This window comes from Microbacterium sp. GbtcB4 (assembly GCF_019091465.1).
In the GTDB taxonomy this organism is placed as follows: Bacteria; Actinomycetota; Actinomycetes; order Actinomycetales; family Microbacteriaceae; genus Microbacterium; species Microbacterium paraoxydans.
The window spans coordinates 213,394-237,990 of sequence record NZ_JAGXJJ010000003.1 but is presented as its reverse complement, the minus strand read 5'-3'; the positions used below and the strand labels follow the sequence as shown (position 1 = coordinate 237,990).

Here is a 24,597-nt window from a genome sequence, read left to right as displayed (position 1 = left end):
AGGCCGGCACCCACGGGTGCCGGCCTCTCCTCGTCTCTGGGGACTCAGTCCTGGGGAGCGAGGTCCGAGTAGTACGGCAGGGTGCCGTCGAGGACCGGGATCTCGGTCGTCACACCGGCGGAGTCGCCGGACTGGAAGTGCATCGCGACGGTCGCGCCGGGCATGGTGTCGAGTCCCGTGATCTCCACGGGCTCCTCGTCGGCGCCGAAGCTGATCCTTCCGCCGGCGGGCACCGTGATCTTGAAGGGATCGCCGCCCTCCAGCGACACCGTCAGGGTGGCGCGGTCCTGCGACGGGTTGACCACGGCGCCGACGAAGTTGCCGACCGTGCCGTCCTCGTTCGCGATGATCAGGGCGTTACGCACGGCGATGGGGCCGTCCTGATCGGAGACGTTCACGCCGTCGGAGGCCGCGTACTCGATCTTCGTCGACTGCGGCGTGATGAACGTGCACCCGGTCGCGCCGAGCAGAACGAGGGCGCTGATGGCGGCAGACGCGACAAGGCGCGATTTCACGGGTCCTCCTGAGGTCCGACGGGATATCCCTCCCATTCTATGGGTAAGTCGGGAGCTCGCAGGGAACAGGGAGCGCGAACCTTAGCGCATATCCCCTGTGGTATCCTTGAGGTTGCCGAAAGGACATGTTTTTATGCTTTTTGAGGTTGGCGAGACCGTCGTCTATCCGCACCATGGCGCTGCGACCATCATCGAGGTCAAGGAGCGCATCATCAAGGGCGAGGCGAAGAAGTACCTGAAGCTCAACGTCACGCAGGGTGATCTCATCATCGAGGTTCCGGCCGAGAACGTCGACCTCGTCGGCGTTCGCGACGTGATCGGCAAGGAGGGCCTCGACCACGTGTTCGAGGTGCTGCGTGCGCCGTTCACCGAGGAGCCCACCAACTGGTCGCGCCGGTACAAGGCGAACCTGGAGAAGCTCGCGTCCGGCGATGTCATCAAGGTGAGCGAGGTCGTGCGCGACCTCTGGCGTCGCGACCAGGACCGCGGCCTGTCCGCGGGCGAGAAGCGGATGCTGGCCAAGGCCCGGCAGATCCTCATCTCGGAGCTGGCACTGGCCGAGAAGATCGACGAGGACAAGGCGGGCGCGCTGCTCGACGAGGTCCTCGCGTCCTGAGACGTCCTTCACGGAAGGCGGGTGCTTCGGCACCCGCCTTTCGTCGTTCCCGCGGGTAACGTGAAGCTGTGAGCATCCTCCCCGTCCCGCACATCGCGATCATCGTCGTCGCCGCCGGTTCCGGCACCCGTCTCGAGGCGGGGGCGCCCAAGGCCTTCGTCGGCATCGACGGACGGACCATCCTGCGGCACGCCCTCGACGGCGTGTTCGCTGCGGCTCCCATGCAGGTCATCGTCGTCGCCCCCGCGGGATACGAGGGCGACGCGCAGACCGAGCTGCTCGCGGCTGCCGGCGATCGTGCCGACCTGGCCCGCGTGGTCACCGGAGGGGCGACACGGCAGGAGTCCGTCGCGGCCGGACTCGCGGCGCTGTGGGGGGACGTGAGCACGGTGCTCGTGCACGACGCCGCGCGCGCGCTGACCCCGCCCGAGGTGATCGACGCCGTGGCGGCGGCCGTGATCGGCGACGCCGGTGCCGTACCGAGCCTGCCGGTCGTGGACACACTCAAGCGGATCGCGGACGGTCTCGTCGTGGGCACCGTGGATCGTGCGGAACTCGCGGCCGCGCAGACGCCGCAGGGTTTCCCGCGTGGCCCGCTGGAAGCGGCTTACGCGGAGGCGACGGCCCAGGGTGTCGAGTACACGGATGACGCGGCGCTCTTCGCCGCGGCGGGGCACGCGGTGCGGCTGGTGCCCGGCTCCGAGCGTTCGTTCAAGATCACCACCCCTGCCGATCTCGAGCGCGCCCGCCTCCTCGTCGCGCCCGCGCCCGTCTCGTCTCCCGTGCCTCGCGCGTCGGCTGTCGCCGGGCTCGGGCCGCGCGTGGGCATCGGCACGGACGTGCATGGGTTCGGCGGCGACGGGGCGCTGTGGCTGGCCGGGCTGGAATGGCCGGGGGAGCCCGCGCTCTCCGGGCATTCGGACGGGGACGCGGTCGCCCACGCGATCGTCGACGCCCTGCTCGGCGCCGCCGGGCTCGGTGACATCGGCGAGCACTTCGGTACAGCTCACCCGGAGTATGCGGGTGCGCACGCCGACGTCTTCCTCTCCCGCACCGCGGAGCTCCTGGCGGCGGCGGGGTTCATGATCGGCAACGTTTCCGTCCAGTTCCAGGGCAATCGTCCGCGGTTCAGCGGACGACGCGGGGAGGCCGAGGCGGTGCTGTCGGCGGCGCTCGGGGGTGCTCCGGTGGCCGTGACGGCCACGACGACCGACGGCCTCGGCTTCCCCGGACGGGGCGAGGGGATCGCGGTCACGGCCGTCGCGATCGTCATCCCGCGACCGGAGCAGGGTCTCTCAGCGCCCGCCGAGTAGGCTTGAGCGGTGACTCTCCGCCTCTACGACACCCGCGCACAGCTGCTGCGCGACTTCGTGCCTCTCGATCCCGAGAACATCACGATGTACGTGTGCGGACCCACCGTGCAGTCCGGCCCGCACATCGGCCACGTCCGGGCGGCCCTGAGCTTCGATCTCCTGCGCCGCTGGCTGACGCACCGCCACGGCCGAGTGACCTTCGTGCGCAACGTCACCGACATCGACGACAAGGTGCTCGCCAACGCCACGGACGCCGAGCCGTGGTGGGCGCTCGCCTACCGGATGGAGCAGGAGTTCGCCGCGGCCTACGCCGGCATCGGCATCCTGCCGCCCACGTACGAGCCGCGGGCGACGGCCTCCGTCCCGCAGATGCAGGAGCTCATCGCGCTGCTCATCGACCGGGGCCACGCGTATCCCGCTCCCGACGGGTCGGGCGACGTGTACTTCGATGTGCGCTCCTGGCCGTCCTACGGCGATCTCACCCATCAGTCGGTGGACGCGATGGAGGCCGCGCAGGACGCCGACCCGCGGGGCAAGCGCAACCCCCAGGACTTCGCCCTGTGGAAGGGCGCCAAGCCCGACGAGCCCGCCGATGCGACCTGGGCGTCGCCGTGGGGGCCGGGGCGTCCTGGCTGGCACATCGAGTGCTCGGCCATGGCGAAGCGGTACCTCGGTGCGGAGTTCGACATCCACGGCGGCGGCCTCGACCTGCGGTTCCCTCATCACGAGAACGAGCTCGCGCAGTCGACGGCCGCGGGTGACGGCTTCGCCCGCTACTGGGTGCACAACGGTCTCGTGACCGTCGACGGCCAGAAGATGTCGAAATCCCTCGGCAACTTCACCCTCGCGCGGGACGTTCTCGCGGAGCGGGACCCGCTGGTCGTGCGCTATGCCCTCGCCGCCGCGCACTACCGATCGAGCCTCGACCTCTCGGAATCGTCCTGGGCGGAGGCGGACGCGGCGCTCGGCCGTATCCGCTCCTTCCTTGATCGCGCAGTCCGCGCGGCCGGCGAGGAGATCGGTGCCGAGGACGCGCGGAGCATGCCCGACGCCTTCGTCGAGGCGATGGACGACGACCTCGGCGTGCCGCAGGCGCTGGCCGTCGTGCACGAGAGCGTGCGGGCCGGGAACTCGGCGCTGGACGCGGGCGACACCGACACGGCCCTGGACGCGGCGCGGGCGGTGCTCGCCATGACCGGGATCCTCGGTCTGAACCCGCGCACGGGATCCGGCGCCGCCGGGGATGCGCAGGCAGCGACGCTGGACGCGCTGGTGCAGGAGATGATCGCGCAGCGCGCCACCGCGCGCGCGGAGAAGGACTGGGCGGCGGCGGATCGCATCCGAGACGCGATCGCCGCCGCAGGAATCACGCTGGAGGACACTCCGGCCGGAACTCATTGGAGTATCGATGGCTAAGCCAGGGCGCCCCGGCGCGAGCAAGGGAAACAAGAAGGGCCCGACCAAGGGCACGGGCGGTCTCGGGCGCAAGGCGCTCGAAGGGCGTGGCCCCACGCCGAAGGCGGAGGACCGCGCGTGGCACCCCGCCGGCAAGCGCAAGGCTGCGGCTGAGCGCTACGCGGCTGCGGGCGGCAAGGGCAAGCCCGGAGGGCGTCCCGCCTCCGGGGGCAACCCGAACCGCAACGCCAGGTCGAAGGACAACACCAACGACACCGAGACGGTCACCGGCCGCAACTCGGTGCTCGAGGCGCTGCGGGCAAAGATCCCGGCGACCGCGATGTACATCGCGCAGCGCGTCGAGATGGACGACCGCGTCAAGGAGATGCTGTCGATCGCGACCCACCGCGACATCCCCGTGCTCGAGGTCACCCGCCAGGAGCTCGACCGCATGGCCGGCTTCGACGGCGTGCATCAGGGAGTCGCCCTCAAGGTGCCGCCGTACGAGTACGCCCACCCGCAGGACCTCCTGGAAGAGGTCATCGATCGCGGCGAGACGCCCCTGTTCGTCGCCCTCGACGGGATCACCGACCCTCGCAACCTCGGAGCGATCATCCGCTCGACGGCGGCGTTCGGCGGCCACGGCATCATCCTGCCGCAGCGTCGTTCCGCCGGTGTGAACTCCGCAGCGTGGAAGACCAGTGCGGGCGCGGCCGCCCGCATCCCGGTGGCGCTGGCGTCGAACCTCACCACGCAGCTCAAGGATTTCAAGAAGCAGGGCGTGTTCGTGCTCGGGCTCGACGGCGACGGCGACGTCTCGCTGCCCGCGCTGGAGCTGGCGGACCGTCCCGTCGTCATCGTCGTGGGCTCGGAGGGCAAGGGCCTGTCCCGCCTCGTGACCGAGACCTGCGACCAGATCGTCTCCATCCCCATCTCCGCGGCGACCGAATCGCTGAACGCCGGCATCGCGGCCTCGGTCGCGCTGTACCAGGTCGCGACCGTCCGCGCCGCGGACTGACCGAGAGGAACACGCATGGCCCGCATCATCGTCCTGGGAGGAACCGGCTACGCCGGACGCCACATCGTCGCGGAGGCGGTGAGCCGCGATCACGCGGTCGTCGCCATCTCGCGCTCGACCCCCGCGGATCCGGTCGCGGGTGCGGCGTACGTGCAGGGGTCCGCGCTCGACCCTGCGACGCTGACCGAGGCGTTCGCGGGTGCCGATGCCGTGGTCTCCGCGCTCTCGCCGCGTGGCGACATGGAGGACCGTGTCCTCGAGGCGCTGACGAACGTGGTCGCGCTGCTCGACGGCACCGAGACCCGGCTCGGGGTCGTGGGCGGCGCGGGCGGCAGCCTCGTCGCGCCCGGTGGCCCCCGACTGTTCGATCAGGGGTTCCCCGAGGAGTACAAGCACGAGGCGCAGGTCGGCATCGACTCTCTCGCGCTCCTGGAGCGCACGGCCGAGAGCCTGGACTGGTTCTTCGTGCACCCGGCCGAGGTCTTCGGGCCGTGGGCCGAGGGGGAGCGCACCGGACACTACCGGGACGGCGGTGACGTGCTCGTCCGCGACGAGGACGGGAAGTCGTACATCTCCGGGGCGGACTTCGCCGTCGCGATCGTCGACGAGATCGAGCAGGGCAACCACCACCGCGAGCGGTTCACCGTCGGCTACTGACACCGTCCGGCGCGGCGCCGACGGGCGGGCACGGTCTCAGACGAGGTCGCGCCAGTCCACCTCGTCGTCGTCGCCGAGCGCCAGCGTGCCGGTGACGACGGGGAGGCCCATCGTCTCGGTCGGCGGCCCCATGATGGTGGCCTCGTCGCGCCGGTGGCGGAGCACGTCGTTGATGTAGCTCGTCAGCACCTCCGCGAGGGCGACCGAGCGGCCCTGTGCCTGGGACAGGTACCAGCGGTGCTCCAGCACCTGGTGGAACACCTCGGCCGGCTCCAGCTTGGCGCGCAGGTCGTAGGGGATCGCGCGGACGACGGGCTCGAAGACGCGGGTGAGCCACTCGTGCGCGTACATCTCCTCGTCCGCCCACTGCTTGGTGGAGCGGGCACGGAACTCGTCGAGGTCGTTGAGGAGCCGCCGGGCCTGGTTCTCCTCGACGTCGAGACCGGTGAGGCGGATGAGCCGGCGCTGGTGGTGCCCGGCATCGACGACCTTGGGCTGGATCTCCACGACCGTGCCGTCGGCGGTCGTCGACATCGACATCTCGTCGATGTCGAAGCCGAGGGCGTTGAGCCGCTCGACGCGTTCCGTGATGCGCCACGTCTCGGCGGCGGAGAAGGACTCCTGCGCGGTGAGCTCGGCCCAGAGGGAGCGGTAGGACGACACGATGCCGTCCGCGATGGCAACGGCGTCGACCCCGTGCTCCAGGCGGCCGCCCGCGGCGAGGTCCATGATCTCGCCGGCGATGTTCGTGCGCGCGAGGTCCAGGTCGTAGGCGCGCTGACCGTCGGTGAGGCCCTCTTCGTGCAGCTCGCCGGTCTCCGCGTCCACGAGGTACGCCGCGAAGGCTCCGGCATCCCGGCGGAACAGCGTGTTCGAGAGGGAGACGTCGCCCCAGTAGAAGCCGACGTTGTGCAGGCGCACGAGCAGGAGCGCCAGCGCGTCGACGAGGCGCGTGGCCGTGTCCGGACGGAGCACCCGGGTGAAGAGCGCCCGGTACGGCATCGAGAAGCGCAGATGCGAGGTGACCAGCGCGGCGGGGAGCGGCGCCCCCGCCGCGTCGGTGCGCCCCGCGATGACCGCGACGCGTTCCACGCACGGCACGTCGAGTCGCGACAGGTTTCCGAGCATCTCGTACTCCCGGCGTGCCATCTCCGTCGTCGTCTCCTTGACCGCCACCACCCGCCCGGAGAGGTCCGCGAAGCGCACGAGGTGGCGGGAGAGGCCCTTGGGCAGCGAGACGATGTGCTCGGACGGCCACTTCTCCAGAGGCGTCGACCAGGGCAGAGCGAGCAGACCGGGGTCGACCGTCTTGGCGGTGATCCGGAGGGATTCCTGCATGGGGGCTCCTGAGGGTGCCGGGGAAACGACGCGGCGCGGGCGACCGAAGTCAGCCCGCGCCGCGGTGGAGTGTCCGATCAGGCCGAGACGACCGGCTTGTCGTTCAGGCGGTCGCCCGACTCGAGGTCGAACGCGTGCACGTGACCCGGGTTCGCGGCGAGGGTGACGGTCTCGCCGGCGTTCGGGTGGTTGCGGCCGTCGACGCGGGCGACGAGGTCGGTGCGCTTGCCGTTGATCTCCGTGTGGCCGTAGAGGTAGCCGTCGGCGCCGAGCTCCTCGACGAGGTCGACGACGACCGACAGGCCCTGGCCGTCGGCCGGGCCGACGGTGATGTCCTCGGGGCGGACGCCGACCGTGACCTGCGAGCCGTTGGCGCGGCCCACGGTGTCGCGGTCGAGCGGGACGATCTCGGTGCCGAAGCGCACGCCGCCGTCGGCCAGGTCGGCCGAGAACAGGTTCATCGCGGGGGAGCCGATGAAGCCGGCGACGAAGACGTTCTCCGGCTTCTCGTACAGGTCGCGCGGCGAGCCGACCTGCTGGAGCAGGCCGTCCTTCAGCACGGCGATGCGGTCACCCATGGTGAGTGCCTCGGTCTGGTCGTGCGTGACGTAGACCGTGGTGACGCCGAGACGACGCTGCAGCGACGCGATCTGCGTACGGGTCTGGACACGGAGCTTCGCGTCGAGGTTCGACAGCGGCTCGTCCATGAGGAAGACCTGGGGCTGACGGACGATCGCGCGGCCCATGGCGACACGCTGACGCTGACCACCGGAGAGGGCCTTCGGCTTGCGGGTGAGGTACTGCTCCAGGTCGAGGAGCTTCGCGGCCTCGAGCACGCGCGCGGCGCGCTCCTCCTTGCCGACGCCGGCGATCTTGAGCGCGAAGCCCATGTTCTCGGCGACGGTCATGTGCGGGTACAGCGCGTAGTTCTGGAACACCATCGCGATGTCGCGGTCCTTCGGCGGCACGTCGGTGACGTCGCGGTCACCGATGAGGATGCGGCCGGAGTTGACCTCTTCGAGGCCGGCGAGCATGCGGAGGGAGGTGGACTTACCGCAACCGGAGGGACCGACCAGGACGAGGAACTCGCCGTCTCCCACCTCGAGGTTGAGCTTGTCGACAGCCGGACGGGTGCCGCCGGGGTACAGGCGGGTGGCCTCGTCGAAAGTCACAGATGCCATCGTGTTTCTCCTTCACCGGCAGGTACGTGCCGGACGATCCGTAGTGAATGAAGCGGCGGAGCGACCCGCCGTGACCCTTCATCGGGTCGGGATCAGTATGGCACGAACGCCCGCACCTGGGTATTTCTCAGCCTCACTGGTTAGCATCGAACCCGGCCGTGCGCAGCGGCGATCACCGCCCGACGGTGGTCGGGGCCAACCCGGACCCCCTGAGACTCAAGAGGAACGATGTCGAGCGACGAAACGCCGAACGTCCCCGCCCCTCGCAATTCGCGCGAGGCCGTGCGGGAGAAGGCACAGAAGGTGCACGCCCAGCAGTCGCGGGCGCGTCTCATGCGACGGATCATCATCGGTGCGGTCGCGATCATCGCGGTCGGTGCGATCGGGACCGCCGTGACGCTCGCCGTGACCTCGCAGACGTCCAAGCCGCAGCTCAGCCCGAGCGGCATGGAGGCGGATGGCGTCGTGGTGACGGACATCGCCTCCGCCGCGATCGCCGGTACCCCTTCCGCCACGCCGGACCCCGAGCCCAGCGAGGCCGGCGCCAGCGAGACGCCGTCGCCCGAGCCGTCCGCGGCGGGTGCTGTCGAGGTGCACATCTACGTCGACTACCTCTCGCCCGACGCGGGCAAGTTCGAGCGCGCCAACGCCCGGCTGCTCGCGCAGTGGATCGAGGACGGCGCCGCGACCGTCAGCTACCACCCGGTCGCTCTGCTCACCGCCAGCTCCAACGGCACCAAGTACTCGCTGCGTTCCGCCGCCGCGGCCGCCTGTGTGGCGACGCACTCGCCGGACCAGTTCTACGCGTTCAACCACGACCTGCTCGATGACCAGCCCGATGTGGGCAGCGACGGGATGTCGGACGAAGAGCTCGCCAACCTCGCGGGCGCTGTCGGCGTGGACAACGGCAAGACCGTGCGCTCCTGCATCCAGGACGGCGACTACGTCAGCTGGGCGAAGGAGGCGACGACCCGCGCGCTCGAGGGGCCGCTCCCCGGCTCCGACGACCTCGTGCTCACGGCCGCACCGATGATCGTCGTGAACGGCGAGGCCTACGTCGGCGCGCTGGACGACCCGCAGGAGCTGTCGACGTTCGTCATGTCGGTCGCCAGCGAGGCCTACTACGAGTCGGCGACTCCGACGCCGAGCCCCACGGCCACGTCGGCGCCGGCGAAGTAGTCCGCCGCGCGTCCCGGCCATCGCTAAGCTGTGATGGCATCCGCCGACTTGGCGCAATTGGTAGCGCGCTCGTTATCTCTACCATGCCCGTCAGATCCCCGTGGTTCCGCGGAGCTGCTGTCGAGTACATGTAATCGACAGCTAGGATAGGAACAAGATAATCGAAAATGCCGCCTTGGCGCAGTGGTAGCGCAGCGCTCTTGTAAAGCGAAGGTCGTCGGTTCGAATCCGACAGGCGGCTCCAATGTTGCTCGCGTGCACACAGATGAATGTTCAGTCGGTGTGCACGGGGACCGATCTATCGTTGCTCGATGGGTTCGACGGCCGTGCTGGCGCCTCTATGTCGGGCGCCGAGTTGGGTTAGCTGAGGCACTCAGCTCTGTCGTGGCGAGACCCTCGAGTTCAGTCGCCCAGTCCCATGCGGCGCTTCGGTTGGCCTGGTAGTAGCGGAACCGAGATGGCTCGGCCGGGAGCAAGGTTAGTAGCCCTGAAGAGATGAGGGCGTGAAACGGTCGCTGCAGACTGCTCGTAGGCAGCCCCAGAGTCGAGGCGAGCTCGGACAGGGTGACGATCTGATCCTCTGCGTCGCGGATCGCCAACATCAGCTCGAGTCGATGATCCTGGCCGAAGACAGTCCGGGATAGCCGTCGGAGGGCGAGTCGGTCGGCGGTCGTCATGCGTGTGATTATATGCGAATCGCGATTCGCGATACGCATTACGCAGAGCACGTAATGTACCGTGAGCTCATGAAGCGAACCGGGATTGAGTGGACCGAGGTCACCTGGAACCCAACGACGGGATGTGACCGAATCTCACCCGGATGCGACAACTGCTACGCGCTTGCGATGGCGAAGCGACTGAAAGCGATGGGGGCCGAGAAATACCAGAACGACGGTGATGCCCGAACATCAGGTCCGGGGTTCGCGGTGACCCTTCATCCATCGGCGCTTGAGCAGCCGTACTCGTGGAAGGGGCGTCGGGTGGTGTTCGTGAACTCCATGAGCGACCTCTTCCACGCGAAGGTGCCCCTGGACTTCGTCAAGCAGGTGTTCGAGGTCATCGCGAACACGCCGCAGCACACTTATCAGATCCTCACCAAGCGGTCAGCCCGCCTCCCAAAGGTCATGATGCAGCTTCCCTGGCCGGAGAATCTCTGGATGGGCGTCAGTGTCGAATCGGAGGAGCAGCTTTTCCGTGTCGACCACCTGCGCCAGGTGCCGGCAGCCGTCCGGTTCCTCTCATGTGAACCTCTACTTGGCCCGCTTACCGGGCTTGATCTGGAGGGAATCGACTGGGTGATCACTGGCGGGGAATCGGGGCCGCGAGCACGCCCCCTGGATCCTGCTTGGGTAAGAGACATTCGTGATCTGTGCACCCGAGCAGGGGTGCCGTTCTTCCACAAGCAGTGGGGCGGGCGCACTCCCAAGGCGGCGGGGCGCGAACTTGACGGCCTCTACTGGGATGAGATGCCATCGGCCAAGCGGCGATCTCTCACAGCTTGACCTCAGGCGCGGTGGATCAGGACATTCTGGAGTTTTCCAGTTGGAGCGGGGAGTACGTATCCCTCGGCGGCCAGTTCTTTCCACGCAGTGCGCAAGTGGGTTTCGCGGCCGATGCCTAATGCGGGGCCGAAGATTGCCTGCAGATCACTTCGCGTCGACAGGGGCGAGTTCGGGCCCAGGTTCTTCCGCACCGACGCTTTGATGTCATTTATGGCGTCTCGGTCGATCTGCCGTTCGTCGGCCTGCTGAATGCCCTGGAGCTCCGAGACGTTCGAGAACAAGCCCGGAGTCTCCGTTTCGGTGCGCTCGAGTTCCGCGAGCTCGACATCGGCGAGAAATCCCCGCCATTCCTTCAGAGCGAGGCTCACAACCTCATTGAAGTGCCACAGAGCAAGTGTGCGAGGGCAGAAGAGGGTCAGCCAGAAGAGCTCCTTGTCGGAGGGCTTGCGGCGAATCGGGACTGCGTAGGCTGCACAGCCCGCCGCGTCCGCGATCTTCCTCACGTACGCCGCGGCCACCGCGGTGGCGGCGGCATGTGCTCGGTCTGCTTCCGGCGTCGACAAGATTTCGTCGCTGGTATAGATGTCGCGCCACCAGTCGCCGCCCATCCACTCATCCAACCCCGCAAGTGTCGCTTCTCGGCCGGTCGCGCCCTGGGCCTCCCAGATGCGCGCCCCAATCCTTCGGATTGCCTGGATCGAGAGGTTCAGAAGCAGTTCCGTGGGACGCGCGTCATCACGACCGAGGATCGTCTTCACCGTGACGACGACATCGGGTCCTCGCCCGAACGGATCGATGAATACCAGCGCCGGCATCCCTGCACAACTCTGCATCACAGTAGCGAGGTGCTCGCGCGCGTCACCCTGAAGCGCTCTTCCGCTCCCTGCGGCGTGACTTGCGACGAACGACTCCAAGGCCGTGAAGGACTCAGCATCCTTCTCGATGAATGTGCAACTCAAAGTGATCCCAACGGAGGCCTGGTCGCTGGCGATCCGAAGAGCAATCGCTGGTGAACCTTCAGAAGTCACACCAGTTCGAGGATTCACGTACTCGCCTTCGCCCGCGTACCCGTCGATGTAGGCGACGCGTTTGCCGGATGAAGTGGAAGACGTGGCTCCCGAGAACTTGGCCAGATAGCGTCGGAGCACCCCGTGCTTTAGAACAGCAGCGGCTTTCTTGTCGTCTTCGAAGAACTTCTCGTTTGCGGTCACAGTTCCGTCTCGTCGGACTAGGGGAGAAGAGGAGTCTTCGCACTCTAGCGTCAGATCGTTTCATCTTGCGGACGTGCAGGGCGGAGTCCGGCAACGGAAGCGGCGCCTTGACGACCTCTCACGGAGCCGTCGATTGCGAGTTAGTGGCCTAGACGAGGGAGGTTCTATGACTTGTGAGAGGGAGCCGGTCACCCTCAGGTGACCGGCTCCCGTCGAGACAGGCTTGCGCCTAGTCGTCCGACTCTTTTTGCGACGAGACCACGCTTCGCCGTCGTGTGATGAGGATCACGGCGACGGCGATTCCGCCGAGGGCGAGAACGACCGACGAGATGATGAGGCCGACCTGCCACTCTTCCGGGCCCTCAGGGCTGTTGGTCTCCGATGGCGTCGCGGTCGGAGCGGGCAAGGTTTCCTCGGGTTCCTCCGACGCGACGGGTGCTGGAGTCGGGGTGGGGGTTACGACGGGCGCTCCTTCGAGGACGGTGAACGGGATGGCTTCGCTGATGGGGTGACCGTCGGCCGAGACCACCTTCCAGATCACTTCGTACGAACCGGCGGGCATTCCCGCGGCGACATTGGCGGTGACGTTCGGTCCGTCGATGGTGAGAGCCCCTTCGATCCAGTTGTTGCCGGCGGAGTCGTTGAGTACGACTTCTGCTCCGTCGGTAAAGATCGAGGCGCTGAACTGCAGAGTGACCTGCTCGGGCGGCAGGGCGAGTTGTTCGCCGGATGCGGGGCTGCTGGCGACGAGGTTGTCGTGTGCGGCCGCCGGGTTGGCGGTGGTTCCTACGCTGAGGAGGACCAGGGCTGCGGCGGCTGCGGAGATCACAGAGAGCCGTCGAGTTCTTGCGGGCATGCTGCTTGCCTTTCAGTGCGTCAGATGACGCGGATGTCGCGTGGCTGCGTTCAGCAGCGCGCGTGATGTCAGAAGTGGTTTTCTTGTGAGAGCTACGCCGTGCGGTGGCCCGCGTCTTCGCACTGGCGTGAGCTGTTGCCGGCGTTCGAGGAGTTCACGCCGGATGCCGATGCGGGTGAGAGCGAATCGGACTTTGAGGGATGGGAAATACGGGAGATGCGCACGCCACCAGGAGTGAATTCGCTTGCTGATGCGTAGGAGACAGCGGAGCAAGGAGTCGCCCGTTGAGAGCGCCAGGATGGTAAGCGACGCGGCGACGGCATGACCGGCCCACATGGTCAGGTCAACTGGTTCCACCGGTGTGGCGTTGGCGGTCGACGAGGTCACGATGTTCTGAATGGGTGTCGTGCCGTGATGGCTGAGCTGCAGCGGTGCTGTCGCGGAGTCCGAGTTGCCCGCGCCGAGAATGAACAGCGTGTGAAAGAGGAACTGGCTCATCGCGACGGAGACGACGAGTCTGGGCACGGAAGGCTTCGCGCTGGCGACGAAGATGCAGAAGAGGGTCGCGAACAGGAAAGGGATGACGATCCCGAGCCACCCCGGAACCCGTCCGCCGCTGCTCACATGGAAGATGAGTGCCGTGAGCGTCGCCGTGCTGGCAGCGGCGACTCCACGGGTGAGTCGGATCAGGCGCTGCTGGGCGTTGTCGGGAGCGTTCACGGAGTGGGTGGGGCGTGCGGGAAGCGTGCTTCGAAGGCATCCCCGTGGGCGGGGAGGCTTTCGGCTCTGCTGAGCGTAGTGATGGTGTCTCTGAGCGAAGCTAGAGCGGCGGTCGGGTACGTGATGTGTTGCACGTTCCGTAGGAATGAGAACACGGACAGGCCGGATGAGAACGTTGCGGTTCCTCCGGTGGGGAGGACGTGGTTGGAGCCGGCGGCGTAGTCGCCCAGACTCACGGGAGTGGACGCGCCGATGAAGATCGCGCCTGCGCCCGTGATCCGGCCAGCGACCGCGGCCGCGTCTTCGGTATGTACCTCGAGGTGTTCCGGGGCGTAGGCGGAGACGACCTCAACGCCGTGAGTGATGTCGTCGACGAGAACGAGCGCGGACTGTGCACCGCCCAGTGCCGCGCGGACTCGCTCGCGGTTGGCGGTGTGAGGCGTTCGGCGGTCGAGCTCGGCGCCGACCGCTGCGATGAGAGAGCCGGACGGGGTCACCAGGATCGCTGCGGCGTTCTCGTCGTGCTCGGCCTGGCAGATCATGTCCATAGCGATGAGGAAGGGATCGGCGGAGCCATCGGCGAGGATCATCACCTCGGTCGCCCCGGCTTCGGCATCCACTCCAACGGTACCGCGGACGAGACGTTTCGCTGCTGCGACGTAGACATTGCCTGGACCGGTGATCACGTCGACGGCCGGCACCGTGCGCTCTGCGTCGTGCTCAGCGATTCCGAAGGCGAGAGCGGCGATGGCCTGTGCCCCGCCGATGGCGTAGATCTCGTCGATGCCGAGCAGGTCGGCAGCGGCGAGGATGCTGGGGTGCGGTGAGCCATCGAAGGCGCGCTGCGGAGGGCTCACGAGAGCAATGGAGCCGACTCCCGCTGCCTGTGCGGGGACGACGTTCATCACGACGGAGGGCGGGTACACGGCCTTGCCACCCGGCACGTATACCCCCGCGCGCTGCACGGGTTCCCAGATGAGGGAGACGGTCGCCCCTCCCGGGTAGTCGACAGAGACCGGCGTCGGGATCTGCGCGTTCGCGAATGCTCGAGCTCGGTCGATGGCGTGTTCGAGAGCGCGACGCATCTGCGGGGTGAGTGCCGCGGAGGCATCACGGATCGTGCTTTCAGGCACGCGGAGCGCGGTGAGGTCGATGCCGTCGAATTCACGGGTGAGGTCCGCGACGGCGGCGAAGCCGTCCGTGCGCACTCGGGCGATGGTCTCGGAGACGCGGCTTTCGAGGTCCTCTGCTTCTGCCGCGCGGGCACGGGGTAGTTCCGCTCGGACGGCGCTGCGGTCCTTTTGCGCACCACGAGCATCGACGATGCGGATGCTGGTGCTCGTCATATGCGTCATCGGGGCTCCCCGGCTATCGGGATGCCCTTGCGTCGTGGCCCTGGTTCGGGTTCCGCCGCACTCGTGCGTCGCCACGCGATGACCGCGGCGAGGGCCGCGAGAGCGCCGATAGCGGCGAGCGTCGCGGCAGCGGCCCACAGGCCCCAGGTGGCGCCGACGATTCCGGCAATCGGGTACGTGATCATGAAGCACGCGTGGGACAGGGAGAATTGCGCGGCGAAGACCGCCGGCCGGTTCGATTCGTCGGATGCGCGGCGGAGCAGCCGCGCCGACGGGGTGAGGACGAGCGAGGTCGCCGCGCCTAGGACGAGCCAGTTCACTAGGAGCAACGGCCATGTCATGGGGCCAGCAGGTGTCGCTGTCAGCGCGACAGCGGCGACAAGCCCGACCGGTAGCGTAACGGCTCCGGAGAGCATGACCGGTCGCTCGGGGAGCTTGTCGAGAACGCGAGGTAGGAGCAGGGCGATGACCATTGACCCGGCACCGTAGGCGGCGAGGAGAAGGGCGACGTCGCTCTGAGGCCGACCGAGGTCACCCTGGACGAGGACGACGGTGTTGACGATGACCATCGCTGTCGAGGTTCCGACGACCAGGTTCATGGCGAGAAGGCTGCGGAGTTCTGTCGTTCTCAGGAACACTCGAGCGCCACGGGTGAGACGGTCGAAGAAAGGCGCAGGTTCGAACGGCCTCATGGCCGGGAACCTCGTGGCGATGACGAGGAGAGCAGAGCCGATGAATCCGACGACGGTGCCGATGAAGAGGTTGTGGTAGCTGATGACGGTGAGGAGGGCGGCGGCGAGCACGGGGCTCACCAGCGATTCGAGGTCGTAGGCGAGGCGAGACAGTGACAGGGCTCGCGTGTACTCGCGTTCGTCGGGAAGGATTTCGGGAATGACCGCTTGGAACGTCGGGGTGAAGGTCGCCGAGGCCGACTGCAGCAGGAAGATGAGAACGTAGATCTGCCATGCCTCCGTGACGAACGGGAGGGACATGGCGACCAGCGCGCGCATCACGTCGGCGGCGATGAGCAGCACCTTCCGGGGGACGCGGGCGGTGATGGCAATCATCAGTGGCGACACGGCGACGTAGGCGACCATTTTGATGGTCAGCGCGGTTCCCACCACGATTCCGGCGTCCCCGCCCGCGATGTCGAAGGCCAGCAGACCCAAGGCGACGGTCAGCAGACCCGTGCCGACGAGCGCGATGACCTGGGCGCTGAACAGCTTGGCGTAGGACGCGTTTCGGAGGACGGAGATCATCGGATGCTCGTTGCAATGTCTGACGGGGTGACCCCGTGGCGGTGGTGGGAAGGGGTTTCGGCGACGCTGTGTTCGGCTTGGAAGATCGCATCGACGGCAAGACGACGTGCATGCTCGTTCGCCAGTCGGTAGAACACGCGTGTGCCGTCTTGGCGTGCAGCGACCATTCTCGACAGGCGGAGACGGGCGAGATGCTGCGACACCGACGCTGGGGTCTTGTCGACGATGTCCGCGAGATGGTTCACCGACAGCTCTCCGTCTCGCAACGCGAGGATGATCTGCAACCGTGTCGGGTCGGACAACAACGCGAACATCTCGGCCGCGACCTGTACGAGGCGACTGTCCGGAGTGAACGTACATCCAGTATCTGCATGCATACGCAGATTATTACACAGTTCTGTTAGTGACGTCATCGTTCGACCGAGCTGAGCGCATCCGGGGAGGCGACGGCGGGCCTCGACAGCCGGGGAAGTACTCGCTCCAGGGGGCCGCGACCGAAGAGGGCGGCCCAGAGCGTGCAGACGACAATCGTTCCGATGGCAAACGGCCAGAACGGTTGGAGGGCGCGGAACCCGGACAGATCACCCGGGTTGTCGAGTGTCAGACCAGCGATGACCGCCCACACGAGCAATTGCAGGACGTACGCCGTCAGCGGCATGGTCCCCACGGCACGAACGGGGAGCATCACCACGGATACGGGTGTGCGGCTGAGCAGCATGCATGCCGCGAAGATGAAGAGAGCGAAGCCGCCAGAGCCCATGACCTCGAGGAGACCGCTGGAGTGCGCCTCGGCCGTGAGAAGATCCGCCAGGAATCCTGGAGGGAGAGAGGTGAGGGCGTCCAGTGTGTAACCGAGGGTCGCGAGCACCGCGCCGACGAGAAGCACAGCGACTTGGGTGCGGAGAGTGGTCAAGGCGTAGCGGGCGAGAGCGAGCCCGGCGAGGATGAACGTGCTCCACACCAGGAAGGGGTAGTGCCATCCGAGTAGCCAGCTCGTGAGGAAACCCGCATCTGTGGTCCACCAGGGTGACCCGTCTAAGAGGGTCTGCACGACCGGCATGAGGAGCGCCGCGAGGACGGCGAGAACTATCAGTTGTGTCCGGGTGGCGGCGATAGCGGGTACGGCGATGAGGAACAGGATGCCGTAGGCGGGGAGGATTACGTACACGGGTACACCGAGGGTGCTGACGACGACACCGAGAAGCCAGATCGCGACCGCTCGAAGCACGAGGCGGCGTTGCAGAGAGTGCAGCTCCGCTCCTCGCACAGCTGCGGGCCCTCCGGCGGCAAGCCCGAGGGAGACTCCGGCGAGGGTGGCGAAGAGGATTGAGGAGCGGCCCTGCGTCACTGCTGTCCAGGAAGCCGGGTCGGTCCAGGTGAATGCGGGGATGACGAGTAGGTGAGCGGCGAGCATTCCTAGCACTGCCAGCCCTCGGGCGAGGTCGAGCCCCTGATTTCGGTGCGGGCTGTCGAGATGTCTCCAATTGGTCTGGACGCGGTCGACGAAGGTCTGACCGGGTCGACCAGTCATGGTTGGTCGGTGGTGTAGCTCACCCCAGCGGCTCGACGCGGATCGGGATGCCCCACAACTGTGCGCGTGTCCCAGTCGATCTCGAGCGCCTGTACGGATCCGAACACGGCGGCGTTGTCGGACACTTCGACTCGGTAGCCGAGAGCGCGGAGTGCATCGACGGGCGCACCATTCTCGACGCGGAGAGTGTCATTAGGGAGGAGCTGGAAGCGTGGGGTGAGGACGGCGTCCTGGACCGAGTAGTCGTGCAGTGCCCACAGTGCGATGACCGTGGCCAGCGAGCTCGGGATCTGCCGTCCACCGGGTAGCCCCACCACGAGAACTGGTCGGTCGTTTTTGTCGAGGACAAGAGACGGGGCGCTCCAGCTCACCGACCGTGCGCCCGGGCGCACGACGTTCAAGCCAGCGGAGCCGATGTCGTTGAATCGTTCGAGGGAGTCGTTGAGGAAGAACCCGGCGACGTACTGTCCGGAGCCCCAGAAGTTGGTGACCGTGTTCGTCATCGACACAGTCAGGCCGTCTTCGTCGACGACGGAGATGTGCGTGGTGTTGCCGTCGACCTCGGGGCTGTCGGCGCTGGCCGCCGCTCCGCCTGAGGCTGCCAGCGCGGCGTTGAGTTCCGGGTCCGTCAACGTGTCGGTGGGGACTTCGACGAATGACGGATCGCCGAAGAGGGTCTGGATCGAGTTGTTCGCGATCCGCCATGCCTTCGTCTGCGCATCGATGAACTCGGCCGAGTTCGGGGCCGTCTCAGCGATGCCCAGGGCTTCCTCGATCTGCAGCTGTTGGATCACTGCTGCCCCCGGCAAGGCGGGTGAGGCTGACACGACGAGGTAGTCACCGAACGTGCCGGACGGCGGCGTAGACCACTGCACTTCGTACGCGGCCAGGGAGGGTGCGTCGATCCCGGGAATGCTACTGAGTGCCGGAACGAGCGACCCGGTGTAGTACGCGGCCGCTCCCTCCGACGCGAGCGTCTGCAGGGTGGCCGCGAGATCCGGCTGAACGAGTGCGGTTCCAGCGGGCACTCGAGCGCCGTCGGCTCCGTAGAACGCCGGGGTCGCGCCTGGCCCAGTGGGAAGGTAGCGAAGCTGTCCCGCGAGGTACTCCGACACCGGTGCTCCATCCCTGGCAAGCGTCAGCGCGCTCTGCACGAGGTCGCCCCAAGGAAGGGAGCCGTACCGCTCATGCAGGGCCGCCATGCCCGCTACGAAACCCGGGATGCCCGCACCGCCGCTCGGGACGACGCCAGCGAGATTCACCTCATCGCGGTAGTCGACGTAGGAGATGCCATCGGAATCGGCGATGATGGCGGATCCGCCGCCGCCGAGGCTGGAGGCGTCTGGCTGCAGCACCGTGTCAGCGAACGCTGCGGCGATGGCCGCGTCTACCGCGTTCCCGCCAGCATCGAGAACTGCGGTTCCGGCGGCGGCAGCGAGCGGATGGCCCGCGGCGACCGCTCCGCCACCCAGCGCGGGCTCGACAGGAGTGGGCAGGGGAGACGGAGCGGTCGTCTTGGATTCCAAGGGCTGCTCCGCTGGGGCGCACGCGGTCAGGATGAGCGCGGCGGCAAAGATTGTGGCGCCGCGGCGAAGAGTCGAAGGCGTCGTAGTCACACTGTCAGCGTAACAAAGTAGGTGCGTACCTGAATGTGTATGCAGGTAGGCACTCTAGGATTGACGTGATGACCGAGACGACTGCTCCCGCGCCGGCTCGGCGTCTGTTTGCGATAGACGCGGCTCGGGGTCTTGCCCTCATCGGCATGATTATCGTCAACGTGGGGCCGGTCGCCTCCGAATCGGTTCTGCAGCGCGCCTGGTTGGCTCCCTACGGACGAGCCTCCATCCTGTTCGTCGTCGTCGCGGGACTCTCCATGAGCCTGTTCCTGCGCCCGGGACAAGGGCCACGTCGCGTGCTGATCCTCCTCTGGCGAGCGGGCATCTTGCTCGCGGGAGGGCTCTTGCTTGGACTGCTTCCGCACGGGGTGAATGTCATCCTCCCGCTGTACGGAGCGCTGTTCCTGGCTGCGCTTGTGTTGTTCTGGATGCCGTCTTGGGTGCTCATCGTTCTCGCCGCGACGTTCGTCGCTATCGGTCCCGTGATTTTCGTCGGTGAGTCCATGGATCATGCAGGCGATGGGAGCTTCTACTTGCGATGGGATGCATCGGCGCGCGATCTCCTTCACACCTTGTTCCTCACCAGGCCGTACCCGTTCGTGGTGTGGATCGTGCCGTTCATCCTCGGCATGCTGCTCGGTCGGATCGACCTTCGCGCGCAACGGAACCAGAAGCTGATGATCTGGGTGGGCCTGGTGGCCACCGTTGTAGGTCTCGCAGCATCCGAGATCCTCACGGCCCTCTTCGGTCCTTTCGAATCCGGGTACGGACTTCTCCTGACGGGGACCCCCCACGGTCAGATGCCTCTATGGCTACTGAGCAGCTTGGGGAGCGCCGCGCTCGCACTTGGACTGTTGCTGTACTTCTGGAGCTCGGTCGGAAGCGCCGCCCGACCACTCGTGCTTGCGGGACAGGTTGCGCTCAGCCTGTACGTCCTTCACCTCGTCGTACTCGCCATCGTGCGCCCTGAGAGCGGATTCACGTTCTCCCAAGGCGTTGTCGTCTCCGTGATCCTCGTGGGAGTCAGCCTGCTCACAGCGGTCGTGTGGCGCCGGCGCTTCACTGTCGGGCCTCTCGAATGGGTGATGCGCGCGCGGTGGCTCGAACTGCGACGTTGACCAAGACTTCCGACGTGTCTCATTGCGGAATGGCTGCGTGCGGCAGTATTGGAGACATGAGTCATTCCGATGCCGAGCTGAGCGCCGCCCACGCCGACAACTACGTCGAGCTTGCCGTGGAGGTCTTCGGGATGCTCGCTGATGCGACCCGTGTGCGCCTGATACTCGCCCTTCGCGGCGGCGAGCAAGCGGTCAACGACCTCGCATCCGCAGTCGGAAAGTCGCCGACGGCCGTGTCGCAGCACCTCGCAAAGCTCCGTCTCACCCGCATCGTCACAACCCGTCACGAGGGCACCCGGGTGTTCTATCGTCTCGTCGACGAGCACGCCGTCAACCTCGTAGAAGAGGCACTGAAGCAGGCGGAGCACGCACTAGGAAACCCTGCTCACCACCGCGTTCACTAGAATCCGCATCACCGGCGGCGAATCTGGTCGCCTACTCGGCGCACAGCTGTTCGGCCAGCGATCCGCAGAGATCGCCAAGCGCGTCGACATATACGCCACCGCGCTACACCACGAGATGACCCTCGCAGCACAGATGAGCGGCCTCGACCTCTCCTACACCCCACCGCTCGGATCGCCGTGGGATGCCGAACAGATGGCTACTCAGTCCTGGAAGGGACCGCGGTGCGCTGAGCGTCCACCTCCGGCTAGTCGTAACTCTTGTGGACGAGCCAACCGTCGGTTGGCCGCTCACTACGACATGCGCGCGCAGCATCAGGCAGTGCCGGCCGCAGCCCGGTCGGGGCCGTTGCAGTCGCTGACGCAACGCGAACTCGGTTTGCGAGAGCAACCGCTCACCATCTATCCGTGTCCGCTCGCGGCGGTATCGGCTTGGGTCAGGTTCGGGCCGGAGGCCATCCGTGTTGACGCGAAGCTGGTTCGGTCCACGCCCTTTGCTGCGGGCATCGAGTTTCGAGCCGGCGACCAGACGTTCTGGTGCTGGGTGTGGAGCAATGCGGTGCAGCTGCGAGACGAGTAGGAGCCGCGGGGGTGCATCAAGCGCCTACGGTCGAAGGCGTCCTACGAGATGCGTGAGAATCCGCCGCTCCGTCGCAATCACCTTCGGGGGCCGAGCGGAGATGGCATACGCGGCCATCTGCTGTCCACTGTCGAGGAGCTTCGACAAGGATCGGGCAGCGCCCTTGTTCCAGTACCCACAACGAATCCCATCCTGATAGACCGCGATGGCGTTCGCGTCGAACTCGTTGTCTGGCTCCCGCTCAAGGCTAGCCGGACCGATTCGTAGGGTACCGGGCGCGTGCTCATCGCCACGGACGCGCACGCTCCAGATCCCGAGACGCCTCAGCGCCCGGGACCCAGCATTCACCAGCCGCCCGGTCGACGTCTCTGCCAGCCACCACTCGCCTCTGAACTCCACAATGCGAAGGTTGGGCAATCCACGCTCGTCCAGATGTACAAGCTCCTCAGCCTCATCCGCCGACAGATACGGCGAGACGTAACCGGCGGGCGGCCCTCCAGACACATAGGCAGACACCGTGAAGCCTGAAGCCGTCTCGCGTCGCGAGACGAGAACTGGCTTGACGGGCGTTCCGGCGCGGCCCGGGCTGACGGCAGGTGGACTCCTACGCCCGAACCAGTCGAGTAAACCCATGGGGCGAGACTAGCCCGATCTAGTTCTCTCTTCAGCGCTATATGCGTCATGACTAGTCGTCCGACATGATCTTTCCGTTGTTCTCCATCCACACGCGCTTTCCCAGACTGATACGGGTCGCCACGTTGGTGAGATCTGGGTCAGTCACATCCGCACCGTTGCCCACCGCTCGCCAGCGACTGCGCAGTGCCGTCTTGACTACCTCGAGGTCTTGGCCGGCATATTCGGATGAGACTTCATCGAGCACAGCCTTCAGTTTGTTGAGCTGTTCCTGCATCTGGCGGGGGAAATCGGGGTTCATCTGGAAGTCCACGGCGAAGCCTCTCTGCGTGTGCCGACACCATATCGCCACGCCGAGCTTCTCAGTCACCGCCCCACTGAGTTCAGCGGGATTGAGCTCGCCGGGACAACGGGGGCAACCACTCGCGGTGCAAGGTTGACCGGAAACTTCAGGCGCTCCACGCCGCTGCAGCATGACGCGCATCACACAGGACAATGTCCAGCTGGCCAGCGCGCAGCTGCTCGATTGCACTCGGCGCGTTTTCGCCTGAGTCATCGTCCGTGGCGGTGTTCAGCCATTGCGCCCACGTCCACCGCGACGACGTTCCCGCGCTCAAGGCGTGAAGTACGGCGCCTAGGCCGTCGACTACGCGCCCGTCCCACACCTGAAACGCCGGGTAGAGCAGTCGCCCGTCGCTGGTCTCCAGCTCGAGTACATGGTGAGATGCCGCGGCCTCAACGATGAGGGCCTCATTCCATCCGAGAGTTCGAGCTAACGAAGAAGCGGTGTAGCAGGGGCCGATGATGGCTGCCCAGGGGTTGATCCGCGCTTCTTCCGTCACCGCTCTGCCGCCTCCCGGATCTGTCGAAGCGTCGGCGTCTCGATGCGCAGCGTCTGCATATCGAGGAAGCCGAGGTTGCCCTGTTGCCCGTCCTGACCAAGGCTTGCCACGCGCAGCCCGTCCTCAGTCTGTCCGCCACCGGGCGCGTGCATGTGGCCGTGAACGAGAAGCTCCGGATAGACGATGTTCCAGACCTTCGCCACTCGCGCGCGAGAGGTGGCCGAGTCCGCGATTGCGTCGGCCGGGAACCCGAAGGGATTTGTTCGCAGGATCTCCCGCACGGCGCGAACAGGAGTGCCGGCGGGAGACTCGTGCGTGAGCATGAGATCCGCGGGGCCCCCGGCGATGGCTGCCGACACATGCTCTCGAGTGATCTCCTCGTCCTGCCACCAGCTGACGCCTTCCTGCCGCCAGGCCTTGTCGACTGACACGGCACCGCCCAGCGACAGCACGCCGCGGCCACTGATGGTCAGACGGGCAGGTCTTGGCAAGATCCAGGTGGTGTCGGAGACTCGGATGGCGGCGCCAGGGTGGGCATCGAGCAGAGGGCTGAGCTGGTCCCACTGCTCGTGGTTGCCGAGCGTCACATAGATGCGTCCGATACCTGTTCCGTCGAGGGCCTCGTCGGTGGTGTTGGGATCCATCGCCCAGTCGCCGAGCTGCAGCATGGTGGTGACGTCGGGTGCGAGCGTCTGGACCGCCCTAGCGATGATGTCCAGCCATCGGAAGTTGCCGTGGATGTCACCGACCACAGCCACGCGCTGGTCAGGCAGGTCGACCGTTGATGCGAGTTCGAGAGCTTTCAGCGGCGGCGGTGTCCTCATGATTCAACCCCAGTTCCCTGGCTGATGTGGGGGAGTGTCATCTCGCCCTCGCGGCCTGACGAGCGCGTGACCGCTCACGAAACGTAGGTCCTACGCGGAGGCTGCGCTCCACGCCCGGATCCCAGCTGATCCATCCGCCGCGTTTCCACTGGATTGCCACGTGGAGGCGGAACGCGTGGTGGATGGTGGCGCGAACGGGATAGGTCAGACCGGCAGGCCACTCCGGGTGGAGTTGGTCATGAGGGAAGAGCTCGGAGAACATCTCTGAGAACGTCGGCCCCCTGTTCGTGCGGCGCCGTACACGTGCAATGAAGATGGCCGCGGCCAAGCCCAGCTCGTCTGCTCGCTCGTCATCCGTGAGCGCCCTGAACGCCTCGATCCAAGCCTCGGGAGCGTCGACCTCCGTGGCACTCCACCAGATCGGTCGGGAATCAGTCACTGCTACTCAACAATCGGGGTCGACCTGAACGGGACCTGCACATCGAGGCGACCCGGAGCCGATGTGCAGCGGCACACGTGCAGGTCGAGACGCGAGACCGCGTCAGTCGATGTAGTGAATGTTTCGTATGGCTGTGGAAATTATGCCACACCGGTGTGGCTGTGTTCTGCGGCGAAGCCCGCGACGCTGGGAAAGTGAGTGCGCGGCGGTCGAACGATACTGAGGCCGCGGAGGCGGTTGCAGCGCTGTTTGCCGCCAACCTCCGGAAACGTAGAGAAATGCTCGCCTTGTCTCAAGAGGCTGTGGCGCAACGTGCGGGGCTCAGCCGTTACGTGTACGGCAAGTACGAGAAGGGCGAAGGGCGTCCAGGTCAGCCCGTGAACCCGAAGATGCGTACGCTCATCGCGCTGGCTCGTGCCCTTGAGACCACGGTTGGCGAACTCATCCCTGAGTAGGTAGAGCGCTGCATGTGATCCTCCCGAAGGACGGAGGTCAAGG

General features: G+C 66.6%; 25 protein-coding genes, 1 tRNA gene and 1 pseudogene. 12 read left to right on the top strand and 15 right to left on the bottom strand.

Going from position 1 to position 24,597, the window contains the following annotated elements; translation table 11 throughout:
• Positions 1-44: 44 nt before the first annotated feature.
• The gene (locus tag KVS71_RS07080) at positions 45-515 is read right to left on the bottom strand and encodes a hypothetical protein (RefSeq protein ID WP_060921931.1); all 471 of its coding nucleotides are present in this window, start codon (positions 513-515) and stop codon (positions 45-47) included.
• A 133-nt stretch (positions 516-648) separates the two neighbouring features.
• On the opposite strand from KVS71_RS07080, the gene KVS71_RS07075 reads away from it, so the two are divergent.
• From KVS71_RS07075 to KVS71_RS07055, 5 genes are all read left to right on the top strand, one after another.
• Positions 649-1,131 carry a CarD family transcriptional regulator gene (locus tag KVS71_RS07075; RefSeq protein WP_045255828.1) on the top strand — a complete coding sequence of 161 codons (483 nt, stop codon included), beginning with the start codon at positions 649-651 and terminating at the stop codon, positions 1,129-1,131.
• 68 nt (positions 1,132-1,199) lie between these two features.
• Positions 1,200-2,444, top strand: coding sequence for a 2-C-methyl-D-erythritol 4-phosphate cytidylyltransferase (gene ispD / locus KVS71_RS07070; RefSeq protein ID WP_217584221.1), 1,245 nt, complete (start codon positions 1,200-1,202; stop codon positions 2,442-2,444).
• 9 nt (positions 2,445-2,453) lie between these two features.
• Positions 2,454-3,860: a cysteine--tRNA ligase gene (cysS, locus tag KVS71_RS07065; protein WP_217584220.1), complete on the top strand. Its 1,407-nt coding sequence runs from the start codon at positions 2,454-2,456 to the stop codon at positions 3,858-3,860.
• The gene (rlmB, locus tag KVS71_RS07060) at positions 3,853-4,857 is read left to right on the top strand and encodes a 23S rRNA (guanosine(2251)-2'-O)-methyltransferase RlmB (protein WP_217584219.1); all 1,005 of its coding nucleotides are present in this window, start codon (positions 3,853-3,855) and stop codon (positions 4,855-4,857) included. Before cysS ends, rlmB begins: the two co-directional genes overlap by 8 nt.
• Positions 4,858-4,872: 15 nt before the next feature.
• Positions 4,873-5,514: an NAD(P)-dependent oxidoreductase gene (locus KVS71_RS07055; RefSeq protein ID WP_060921926.1), complete on the top strand. Its 642-nt coding sequence runs from the start codon at positions 4,873-4,875 to the stop codon at positions 5,512-5,514.
• Positions 5,515-5,550: 36 nt separating this feature from the next.
• Here KVS71_RS07055 and KVS71_RS07050 read toward each other — a convergent pair whose 3' ends face one another.
• Both KVS71_RS07050 and KVS71_RS07045 read right to left on the bottom strand, forming a co-directional pair.
• Positions 5,551-6,852, bottom strand: a complete 1,302-nt coding sequence (locus KVS71_RS07050; protein WP_060921925.1) for a DUF4032 domain-containing protein — start codon at positions 6,850-6,852, stop codon at positions 5,551-5,553.
• Between the two features lie 77 nt (positions 6,853-6,929).
• Complete coding sequence (locus tag KVS71_RS07045; RefSeq protein WP_060921924.1) at positions 6,930-8,033, bottom strand: ABC transporter ATP-binding protein; 1,104 nt, start codon at positions 8,031-8,033, stop codon at positions 6,930-6,932.
• A 228-nt stretch (positions 8,034-8,261) separates the two neighbouring features.
• Here KVS71_RS07045 and KVS71_RS07040 point away from each other — a divergent pair, with 228 nt between their 5' ends.
• The 3 genes from KVS71_RS07040 to KVS71_RS07030 all read left to right on the top strand — a co-directional run bounded on the left by KVS71_RS07040 (position 8,262) and on the right by KVS71_RS07030 (position 10,714).
• A complete protein-coding gene (locus KVS71_RS07040; protein WP_217584218.1) occupies positions 8,262-9,212 on the top strand; it encodes a thioredoxin domain-containing protein in 951 nt (316 codons plus the stop codon).
• Between the two features lie 169 nt (positions 9,213-9,381).
• Positions 9,382-9,456 (top strand) — tRNA-Thr (locus KVS71_RS07035).
• A gap of 445 nt (positions 9,457-9,901) precedes the next feature.
• Positions 9,902-10,714: a phage Gp37/Gp68 family protein gene (locus tag KVS71_RS07030; protein ID WP_306663910.1), complete on the top strand. Its 813-nt coding sequence runs from the start codon at positions 9,902-9,904 to the stop codon at positions 10,712-10,714.
• 2 nt (positions 10,715-10,716) lie between these two features.
• Here the strand turns inward: KVS71_RS07030 and tcmP are convergent, their stop codons facing one another.
• The 8 genes from tcmP to KVS71_RS06990 form a co-directional block, all read right to left on the bottom strand.
• On the bottom strand, positions 10,717-11,925 hold the full coding sequence (tcmP, locus tag KVS71_RS07025) for a three-Cys-motif partner protein TcmP (protein WP_217584216.1): 1,209 nt from the start codon (positions 11,923-11,925) through the stop codon (positions 10,717-10,719).
• A gap of 229 nt (positions 11,926-12,154) precedes the next feature.
• Positions 12,155-12,754 carry a copper resistance CopC family protein gene (locus tag KVS71_RS07020; protein ID WP_217584215.1) on the bottom strand — a complete coding sequence of 200 codons (600 nt, stop codon included), beginning with the start codon at positions 12,752-12,754 and terminating at the stop codon, positions 12,155-12,157.
• 39 nt (positions 12,755-12,793) lie between these two features.
• On the bottom strand, positions 12,794-13,501 hold the full coding sequence (locus tag KVS71_RS07015) for a hypothetical protein (RefSeq protein ID WP_217584214.1): 708 nt from the start codon (positions 13,499-13,501) through the stop codon (positions 12,794-12,796).
• The gene (gene hisD, locus KVS71_RS07010; protein ID WP_217584213.1) at positions 13,498-14,847 is read right to left on the bottom strand and encodes a histidinol dehydrogenase; all 1,350 of its coding nucleotides are present in this window, start codon (positions 14,845-14,847) and stop codon (positions 13,498-13,500) included. The genes KVS71_RS07015 and hisD overlap by 4 nt, the downstream gene beginning before the upstream one ends.
• A gap of 5 nt (positions 14,848-14,852) precedes the next feature.
• Complete coding sequence (locus tag KVS71_RS07005; protein ID WP_217584212.1) at positions 14,853-16,115, bottom strand: MFS transporter; 1,263 nt, start codon at positions 16,113-16,115, stop codon at positions 14,853-14,855.
• Positions 16,112-16,492: a metalloregulator ArsR/SmtB family transcription factor gene (locus KVS71_RS07000; protein WP_217584211.1), complete on the bottom strand. Its 381-nt coding sequence runs from the start codon at positions 16,490-16,492 to the stop codon at positions 16,112-16,114. Before KVS71_RS07000 ends, KVS71_RS07005 begins: the two co-directional genes overlap by 4 nt.
• A 32-nt stretch (positions 16,493-16,524) precedes the next feature.
• On the bottom strand, positions 16,525-17,529 hold the full coding sequence (locus KVS71_RS06995) for a DUF418 domain-containing protein (RefSeq protein WP_217584210.1): 1,005 nt from the start codon (positions 17,527-17,529) through the stop codon (positions 16,525-16,527).
• Between the two features lie 113 nt (positions 17,530-17,642).
• On the bottom strand, positions 17,643-19,172 hold the full coding sequence (locus KVS71_RS06990; RefSeq protein ID WP_217584209.1) for a gamma-glutamyltransferase: 1,530 nt from the start codon (positions 19,170-19,172) through the stop codon (positions 17,643-17,645).
• Between the two features lie 158 nt (positions 19,173-19,330).
• On the opposite strand from KVS71_RS06990, the gene KVS71_RS06985 reads away from it, so the two are divergent.
• The 3 genes and pseudogenes from KVS71_RS06985 to KVS71_RS20240 all read left to right on the top strand — a co-directional run.
• On the top strand, positions 19,331-20,380 hold the full coding sequence (locus KVS71_RS06985) for a DUF418 domain-containing protein (protein WP_217584208.1): 1,050 nt from the start codon (positions 19,331-19,333) through the stop codon (positions 20,378-20,380).
• A 56-nt stretch (positions 20,381-20,436) separates the two neighbouring features.
• A complete protein-coding gene (locus tag KVS71_RS06980) occupies positions 20,437-20,784 on the top strand; it encodes a metalloregulator ArsR/SmtB family transcription factor (RefSeq protein WP_217584207.1) in 348 nt (115 codons plus the stop codon).
• 1 nt (position 20,785) lies between these two features.
• Positions 20,786-20,995: pseudogene (locus KVS71_RS20240) on the top strand (CoA-disulfide reductase); the annotation flags it as partial.
• A 390-nt stretch (positions 20,996-21,385) separates the two neighbouring features.
• Here KVS71_RS20240 and KVS71_RS06975 read toward each other — a convergent pair.
• The 4 genes from KVS71_RS06975 to KVS71_RS06960 all read right to left on the bottom strand — a co-directional run bounded on the left by KVS71_RS06975 (position 21,386) and on the right by KVS71_RS06960 (position 23,660).
• Positions 21,386-21,994: an HIRAN domain-containing protein gene (locus KVS71_RS06975; protein ID WP_217584206.1), complete on the bottom strand. Its 609-nt coding sequence runs from the start codon at positions 21,992-21,994 to the stop codon at positions 21,386-21,388.
• A gap of 52 nt (positions 21,995-22,046) precedes the next feature.
• Positions 22,047-22,364 (bottom strand): hypothetical protein, encoded by a 318-nt coding sequence (locus tag KVS71_RS06970; RefSeq protein ID WP_217584205.1) that lies wholly within the window; start codon positions 22,362-22,364, stop codon positions 22,047-22,049.
• Between the two features lie 79 nt (positions 22,365-22,443).
• Positions 22,444-22,836: a hypothetical protein gene (locus KVS71_RS06965; RefSeq protein WP_217584204.1), complete on the bottom strand. Its 393-nt coding sequence runs from the start codon at positions 22,834-22,836 to the stop codon at positions 22,444-22,446.
• The gene (locus KVS71_RS06960) at positions 22,833-23,660 is read right to left on the bottom strand and encodes a metallophosphoesterase (RefSeq protein ID WP_254635523.1); all 828 of its coding nucleotides are present in this window, start codon (positions 23,658-23,660) and stop codon (positions 22,833-22,835) included. The genes KVS71_RS06965 and KVS71_RS06960 overlap by 4 nt, the downstream gene beginning before the upstream one ends.
• A 516-nt stretch (positions 23,661-24,176) precedes the next feature.
• Here KVS71_RS06960 and KVS71_RS20335 point away from each other — a divergent pair.
• The gene (locus tag KVS71_RS20335; RefSeq protein WP_368874585.1) at positions 24,177-24,554 is read left to right on the top strand and encodes a helix-turn-helix domain-containing protein; all 378 of its coding nucleotides are present in this window, start codon (positions 24,177-24,179) and stop codon (positions 24,552-24,554) included.
• Positions 24,555-24,597 lie beyond the last annotated feature (43 nt).